The 8,452-nt window shown below is 63.3% G+C and carries 3 protein-coding genes; 1 reads left to right on the forward strand and 2 read right to left on the reverse strand.

The genetic code is table 11. From position 1 onward, the window contains the following. Positions 1-328: 328 nt before the first annotated feature. Positions 329-994, reverse strand: a complete 666-nt coding sequence (locus ISG29_RS20285) for a hypothetical protein (RefSeq protein WP_194505275.1) — start codon at positions 992-994, stop codon at positions 329-331. A gap of 476 nt (positions 995-1,470) precedes the next feature. Here ISG29_RS20285 and istB point away from each other — a divergent pair, with 476 nt between their 5' ends. Further along, positions 1,471-2,106, forward strand: a complete 636-nt coding sequence (gene istB / locus ISG29_RS20290; RefSeq protein ID WP_328830015.1) for an IS21-like element helper ATPase IstB — start codon at positions 1,471-1,473, stop codon at positions 2,104-2,106. A gap of 1,388 nt (positions 2,107-3,494) precedes the next feature. Here the strand turns inward: istB and ISG29_RS20295 are convergent. After that, a complete protein-coding gene (locus tag ISG29_RS20295) occupies positions 3,495-8,417 on the reverse strand; it encodes a DNRLRE domain-containing protein (RefSeq protein ID WP_207793419.1) in 4,923 nt (1,640 codons plus the stop codon). Positions 8,418-8,452: the final 35 nt, after the last annotated feature.

Genomic DNA, 8,452 nt, shown 5'->3' on the forward strand with positions numbered 1-8,452 from the left:
AATCGTCGCGCCCTGCCCCTGCAACTTCTCCGCATCCCGCAAACGCGCCACGATCTGCTCCGGGGTCAACCTCTTCGATGCAGCCATCAGGAACTCACACCGGTCCTCTCACTTGTGGATGGATTCTCACAAGAACTGGACCGAAAAACGGGGGGCCGGACAGTATCTTTAAACACGGCTCACGCCGCGGCAACCGATGTCTAGTCCACTGGCCGGTCGCTGAGGAACGCGAGGGCCGCTTCGGACGTACCGGAGTCAGAGCCTTCTTCGTATCGATGCGCAGCTGCACTGCGCGGACCTGGGCCGGCGGCCCGCGGAGAGCTGCACCTCACCGCTCGCCACCGCCGCGCATGGCCTCAACTTCAAGCGGGATGACCCATTCGCCTTGGTCCGACTGAGCACGAATTGTTAAACGTATTTCATGACCCACTCGACTGAGCCATAATTCCTCATGCCGATCCGGTCCGCTCGCATTACCTAGCCACGGAGGGACGGTGGGCTCGAGCTGAAATCGCAGTCCCTCTCCAACTTCAAGCGGCGCATTGACGCGGCATGAGCGTCCGTGCTCGTCAGAGGGGTTCTTAACCGAGCCTACCGACGGACCCACACCAGGCGTGAAGCGATAGGGGCCCCATACTTGCTGCGCTATCAGTTCGACCATCATTGCCTGCTGATCGGGCCTTGGGTAGTTGACCTCCTGCGCACGACCCGGTCGGTCGTCCCGGATTCGCACCTCCAAAGCCTTCAGGCGCTGCAGAGCTATAGGGCCTAAGAGTTCCACTTCGAGATGCTTGAACTTCCCTCCCTCTGCAACTTCGGACAGCCTCAGCGCAAATTCAGGCATCAGTTCTTGGTGGCGGCGAGCCGCCTCAATGTCTCCCAGCGATTGCGTCGCTAAACTAGCCTTACGAGCCGCCCGCCAGGATCCTGCCGCTGCAGCCGCGCTCATTACGGCCGCCAGTGCCAATACGCCCGCGAGGGCCGCTTCAATCACAACCGCGCCTCCTTATCGACAGAGCTCCGCACGATGGCACACGGCCCCGTGGTGCGATCGGCTTTGACGTGATCTGCCGCGCCTACCTAACGTCGCCCTCAACAGCGCCGACCGAGTCAGTATCGCCGGTGACGCGGACCTTGGATATAGAGCGCCTTGACAGGTAGCAATGCTGGCCTACGAGTCATCTGCCGTGCACGCGACCGCGAACGGTTCCACACGACGGCCTAGGTCGGGATCTGGCCGACTACGACCGTGCCGTCGGGCTCATCGACGGCGGCCTGAGTGCCTCCGCCGCCGATGGGGAGGTTGCCTGATGGCCACAAAGAACGAAGCCGGCGAGGCGCTCAAGCATCTGACATACCTGGCGTCGGCATGGAAGACACCCCGGATCACCGAAGCCGCGACCCGGTTGGCCGACCATGCCAGGGACGCCGGCTGGACCCACGAGGAGTACCTCACCGCGTTCCTGGACCGTGAGGTCGCCGCCCGCAACGCATCCGGCGCTCAACTACGGATCCGCGCCCGCCGGGTTCGCAACACGCAAGACCATCGAGAAGTCCGATTGGGACGCCCAACCAGCCATCCGTCAGCAGATCGCTGCGCTGACATCCGGCGGGTTCCTCACCGAAGCCCGCAACGTCGTCCTGCTCGGCCCGCCCGGCACCGGGAAGACCCACCCAGCCACCGGGCTCGGGATCGCCGCCGCGAACCACGGACACCGGGTCTTGTTCGCCACCGCGACCGAATGGGTCACCCGGCTCACCGACGCCCACCGCGCCGGCCGGCTCCCCAACGAGCTCGCTCGACTACGCCGCTACGGACTGATCATCGTCGACGAAGTCGGCTACCTGCCCTTCGAGCAAGACGCCGCGAACCTGTTCTTCCAACTCGTGTCATCCCGCTACGAGCACGCCTCGCTGATCCTCACATCCAACCTGCCCTTCAGCGGCTGGGGCGGCGTCTTCGGCGACCAGGCCGTCGCCGCCGCGATGATCGACCGCGTCGTCCACCACGCCGACGTCCTCACCCTCAAGGGCGCCAGCTACCGACTACGCAACCGCGGCATCGACACCCTGCCCAGCATCAAGACCCAAGACACGGCAGACTAAGAAGCACGAACCGGTGGCCTCGTTTTCGAGCGTCGGATCGGCCTCATTTTCGGGCGTTGCCGACAGCTCTACGAGAGCGGTCTGTCTCTCGCCAAGGTCGGAGAGAGGCTCGGGCGCCGGGCCAGTGTCATCAGGCGGGCACTGGGGAACGCGAAGGTCGCGATCCGTTCGCGCTCCTAGACGGGCGGCTTCTGGTTGTCATCCTTCTGGCTGGATCTGCTTGGTTGTGCTGGTGGGCGTTGGCGATCCTCGCGGCCCATCCCAGGCTCTCGGTCGCGCTGCTCGACGTAGTCCAGCACCGTCCGGGCCAGGAGTGCGTAGTTGGGTGTTGGCCGTAGGACCGCGCTGACACTGACACTTGCCCCTCTTGGCTTGAATGCCGAAGTAGAGCACGTGTTGGGTCGGCAGGACGTACTTCATCCAGACGCCCTTGCCGTACTCCAGCGCCTTCTCTTTATGGCCAGCTGCTGTGATGCGGTGGAAGCCGAGCTGCCGGAACAGTGGCACTTGACCCACTACATCGCCCGAGACCCGCCCTACACCCTCAATCAAGATGAGCCGGTGGTGCTTTTCGACCGGCGCAGGTGGAAGACCCTTGTCGAACTAGCCAAGGAGGTGTTCGACTACCTCAGGCGTTCTTATGAATCAGAGAGATGCGCCATTGAGAGCTAGCGCTAGCAGGATAACGCCAATCAAAACCCAACCGCTTCCAATGATGGTCACGATGGGGACACGCCCATCATTGCTGGGCCTGAACAGCCAGGAGTGCGCCAAAGGCTCCGATGGTTTCGGCATGCGCTCAACAAATTTACGATTCCAAGAAATTAGGGATGATCCGATGGCGATGATTATAACCGCTGCGACGCCGAGCCAGAAGTGCGTCACCGTTGACTAGTCTTAACCGTGAGGGCGAGATCGAGATGGTTGATGCAGCCGCGCGCTAATTCATGCATTCTGCAATCGCGCAGATTAATGTCAGACATGACGCCCCTTTCGGCATCCCTATTCAGACTGCAGGTTCGCGCAGATAGTAGAATTTTAATCTGAGACGGGATTGAAGTGCAACGGACCTATTCGACGTCTTTGCGCTCTTGAGAACCGGTCAGCTGCGACGCGCGGACCGCAAACGCTTTATAAGCGGTAGTGAACCCTCGCGCAAAGTAAGCCACCGCGGGCACTGGCAACATACACCATTGCTGCCGACATCCGCTTACTACCGACTTACTCGTTACGCATGCAGCTGGGGCCCCATGGCATCGTTGATTCAGGCTACTTCTTCATAAACTTCGCTATCACAAATCCCACAATCAGGATGGCCGCGATTATCATGATCGCAAACAAGATCGGGTTGCTGCCGCTCGATGAGCCAGTGTAGAGAGGGATAATCATCATAGTACGTACGCTCCTTCTATGGATGCCGAACACATGGGCGTTGAATAAGATGTTCCGAACGAACCTGAGACATCCGAACCCGAGGTCGAAATGGTGGCCGGACCTGCCGAGCAACCCACCGATGGGCTGATGCCCGTCTCCAAGTCGCTAGTACTCGCAGTCACACCCGCGGAAACACCAGGCGAACCAGCGCCCAGTCCACCGGTGATAGCTCGGTTGCCTTCGCTATCTTCAGAATATCCAACACTCACGCAGACATAGTAGCAGCCTTCGATACTCACCCCGACTGAGTATCTGCCATTTCGATCTGTCTTATTGACTGGATTTCGTGTGGCATAGTCGAAAGAGTTAAGAGTCAAAGGCGCACTTATCGCCCCAGATTTTGGATCTTGCTGGGTCCATGTGCCTAGGCCCGGCACGTAGAACCGCGTGCCGAACTTCACCAGCCCGGTCTGCCGGTCGGTGTACCCGGAGGCGTAGCCGTAGGGGTTGTTGTCCGCGCTGGGTGCGGTCAGCGATCCGTTCTCGGAGCCGTTGTTGCCGTCGCCTGGGGTGGTGTCGTTCCAGGTGCGGATGGTGGTGCCGTAGGGCTCGTAGAGGTAGCGGGTGACTTCGCCGCCAATGCTGGGGGTGGGCGTGCTGCGGTCGGCGACCGTCGCGATCACGCTCTTTTGGTGGTCGAGCATGTAATACCGGGCCTGACCAGAGCTGGTGTCGATCATGGCGAGCAGGTCGCCGCCAGGGGTGCGGACGAAGATCTCACCGTGGGCGCCGCCGGGTGCGGTGGCGTTGGTGCTCTGGTTGGTGAGCCCTGAGAATCCGTAGGCCATCTGGGTAGGCCCGGAGGTGGTGCGTCGGTCTTGCATGACGCCGTCGTAGGCCTGGGCCTGGGCTGTGGTCGAGCCGGGTGCGGTGATGGAAGTGGTCTGTCCGGGCAGGTTGTAGGCCAGGTCGAGCCCGGCGAGGTCGCCCCCGCCGGTGGCGGTGGTGAGGTTGCCGGCCTGGTCGTGGTTGTACTTGGCCACCCCGTTGGTGCCGCTGCCCGCGCTGGTGGAGCACGACAAGTTGGGGTTGTTCGCCGTGGCGGCGAGGTGCTGGGAGGCGCAGATCTCGTCTCCGGCGTTGAATGCCGACCACAGCGTCCGTGTGTCCATGCCGGGGGTGGTGCCGGTGGCCTTGGTCTTGGTCAGGTTGGAGTGGCGGTCGTAGTCGTAGGCGAAGTCGCGGATGGTGGTGGCGCTCAGACTGGAGCTGTTCTTGGTGGTCGCGGCGGTGAGCCGGTCGATGTTGTCGTAGCTGTAGCTGGAGACTGCTCCGCCAAGTTCGGTCATCTTCTGAATATTCGAGGTGTGGTTGCCGTTACCTGCGACGTAGTTGTAGCCGCGGTAGGTGTAAAGCCCATCGGCAGAGGCACCGGGACAGCCGTTACTCGTCGATGGCCCGTTGGCACCGGAGGTGGCGGTCAGGTAGGACCACATGCAGGTCGGGTTGCCGTCGTTGTCGTAGTTCGCCTTCGCGACCACGTCACCGCCACCGGAGTCGAGCCGGGGGTAGGTGGTCTTGGTCAGCTTGTCCTTCGCGTCGTAATTGAAGGTGTAGCCCCGGCCACGAGGGTCGCTCAGCGTTGCGAGCAGGTTGACCTTGTCGTAGGTGTAGCTGGTGGTGGAGGCATCGCTGACACCGGTAATGACCTGTCCGCTGACCTTCTGTCGTGACAGATTGCCGGCCGGGTCGTAGGTGTACTCGATCTTCCCGACCACTGCCTGCCCGGACTCGGAGGCGAGCTGGTTGAGGCGGTCGTAGGTGAAGGTGTTCGCCCCGCCGGAGGTGGTGTCGTTGAGGCTGGAGAGCCGGGTCTGGTTGCCGGCCAGGTCGTAGGCCCAGGCCACGGTCTGGGTCGTCTGCCCGGACTTCGAGTGCGCAGCAGAGACGACATGGTCCAGGGCGTCGTACTTATAGGTGGTGGTCACCCCGCGGGCGTCGGTAACGGTCGCCAGACGGGACATAGCGTCGTAGATATAGGACTCATCCCCACCGGCGGGCTTGTCGACACTGGTCAGGTCGCCGTTGGCGTTGTAGCTGAATACGGTGTCATTGTCGGTCCCCACACCGGTGGCGGCGAGGCAGCTGGCGCTGTTGTTGCTGTCGCCGCGACTGCTCTTCCGATCACTGCTGTTCGGCGCCTTGGTCGACATCCCGCTGTTCGTCGTGACCGACCCGGTGGCCACGATGGGGTCGATCCGCGCGATCTGGCCTTGGGTGGTCCAGCAGTACCGGTAACGCACGTCCCTATCGGTGCTGGTCTGTGAGCTTTCGGCCTGGATCAGGTTGTTCCAATCGTCATAGGCGTAGTTCCACTGGGTGGTGTCACCCGTCTTGCTGTTGTTCGAGCTGTTAGCGCTGTTCTGGCCGGTCTTGGTGGTGCTGTAAGGGTGGCCTTCGTCCTCGTGCTGGGCGGTGGCCCGGCCGCCTTCGGGGCTGGTGGCAGAGTCAGCGGTGTCGGGATTGCCGTCGCCGCCGGCGTCGGTGCTGGAGTCGTTGTAGTTGTATTGGTACTGCTGCTGCCCGGTGCCGGTGCCGGTCATGTCGGCGGTTTGGACATTAGAGTTCGCCGTCCACGTACTTGAGCGCGTGTGGTCCTTCGCGTCGGTGGTGCGCAGAACCCGGCCGAGCTCGTCGACGCAGTACTTCGTCTTGATCGTGCCCTGATTCGATTGGCCGGGGATGGTGCTGGCGTTGTTGGTGTCGTCGCGCTCACCGGTCAGGATCGTGCGGGCCGCAGCCGGGGAGTCCTGGCTGGCAGCCCAGTCCGAGGGCTTACACGCATCCTGGGGTTGCGCCGAGGACGAGGTCACATCGGTCCCGTGGCCCGCGTGGTAGAAGAACGTCACCTTCGACGGACCAGGCTGGTCACCGGAGGCGGTGGAATTGGGGTTGGTGTTGGGCCGGGTCCAGGTCGTGACGTGCCCGTCGCCGTCGTAGTCGAACGACATGACCTGGCCCTTGCCTGAGCCGTTGCTCGACGCGCTCGAACCGCCGCTGGTGTTCTCACGGGCGTTGGTGATCGAGGCGAGCTTGCGGTTGCCGCCGTAGGTGTAGGTCGTACGGGCACCGACGTTGCCCGTCACGTCCTGGCCGTTACCGGTGGTCGAGGTCATCGCGGCGGTGGAGCCGATGGCGTTGGCGTTGACCGCGGCCAGGTACGAGGCGGAGAGGTAGGCCGGTGCGGTGTTGGTGTACTCATAGGCCCAGCGCAGCAGCATGGTGCCATCAGGCTTGCGGAACTCGATCCAGTCCACCAGCCCCGAGGCGTTGTAGTGCAGCTGCGCGGTGCGGCCGCGGGTGTCGGTGACGTGGTCCAGGTCGCCGGAGTTCACACCGGTGCTGGCGTAGGAGAAGGTGAGCTTGTTGCCGTTGGCGTCCTCGGTACGCATCAGCCGACCGTCAGCGTCGAAGAGAAAGAATGACTCATCAAACCACTTCAGCTTGTAGACGTCATCGGCCCAGATGCCGGTGGTGGTGTTGTCGTAGTAGAAGAGGTCGGCGTTGATACCGGGGTGGGGCCGCAGGTAGGTGCCCGTTGCGGTGCCGGTGGCATTGTTGTGCGTGCCGGACTGGTCGAGCTGCGGAGCACCGGTCGCGTTCTGGCCGGTGCGGGCGGTATAGGTGTCGAAGCGGGTCCGCTCGCCGGTGGGGCCGTAGAAGTCGACCTTCTGCGCCAGCCCGGAGGTCTGTCCCCGCGGAAACTCCAGGCGCATCGACCCACCGAAGGGGGTCGACCAGCCCGCGCCCATCTTCGCGCCACCCCACGACTCGTTGGCCGAGTTGTAGTACCGCGTCAGGTCCATGTCCCAGCCCGCGATACCGGGCATGGTCGCGTCCTGGGCGGAGACGAACAGGTTGCCGTTGCCGACATTGACCTTCGCGGTGATCTTGTCCGACAGATCACGCTCGACGTAGGTGAAGAACGAACGGTCGCCGGCCTGGGAGGCATCCAGCACGCCCTCGTCGTAGGTCACCGAGAGCTGCGGCCGCTTACCGCTGGCGTTCTGAGATGAGGCCGAGTAGAAGGAGATCTGGTTGTTCGTGTTCTCACCGGACTGCAGGAGCACCAGCCCAGTGTTGGCGCGGGCGCCGTGGAACCACGCGGTCACCAGATCCTTCGCGTCGAAAGACACGTTCGGGTTGACGAGGCAAGTTCCGCTGGTGCAGTACCCACCGTAGGCCTCAGGGAGCTTCACCGGTCCAGACGACAGCCCGGAGGTGGTGTCGGGATCGCCGCCGGTCCACGAGCCGTTGCTACCCGAGGTCGCCCAGGTCGCCTGGTCGGTCCAGGTCTTGCCGGCCGGGAGCAGCTTGTAGTTCGAGTTGTTGCCGTTGCGAGTCTGGGTCTCATCCACCGTGAGGTTCACCGAAGCACCCGTGATGGTCGCGGTGCCCGGGATGGCGGAGAGGTCGAAGTCCAGCAAATCGCGGTGGCGGGAGTTGCTGGAGTCACGCCCCACGCGCAGATAGCGAGAATTGTCCCCACACCGCGACGTGGTCGGGGAACCGGCCTGCAACCAGCAGTCCCGCACTGTGCTGATAGAGCCCAGCGTGGTGGTGGGGTCGATCGAGACCGGGTACACCCGCGCCGCGTCGCCCAGCCACGCGGTGTCCGGAGTCATCGTCAGCACCCACCCCGTGCCCGAGCCACCAGCAGAGTCGGTCGCCGGGTCGATGGCGTAGTCCACGGCGTCGGTGTAGGCCGGCTCCGGGACCGCGGAGTCCACCATGAAGGCACGCGGGATGGTGAAGACCACCCCGTCACCGTTCGGACCAGCGGTGGCGTCGGTGGTGTCGGTGAACACCACATCACCGGCCGCGTCCACCGACGGCACCACACCCGCACTGGCCGCGACGTCGTAGCTGTACGACAACCCCTGGCCACCGGCGGCGCCATCAGCAGTGTCGT

The sequence above is a fragment of the Nocardioides acrostichi genome, assembly GCF_015319165.1.
GTDB classification, from domain to species: domain Bacteria; phylum Actinomycetota; class Actinomycetes; order Propionibacteriales; family Nocardioidaceae; genus Nocardioides; species Nocardioides acrostichi.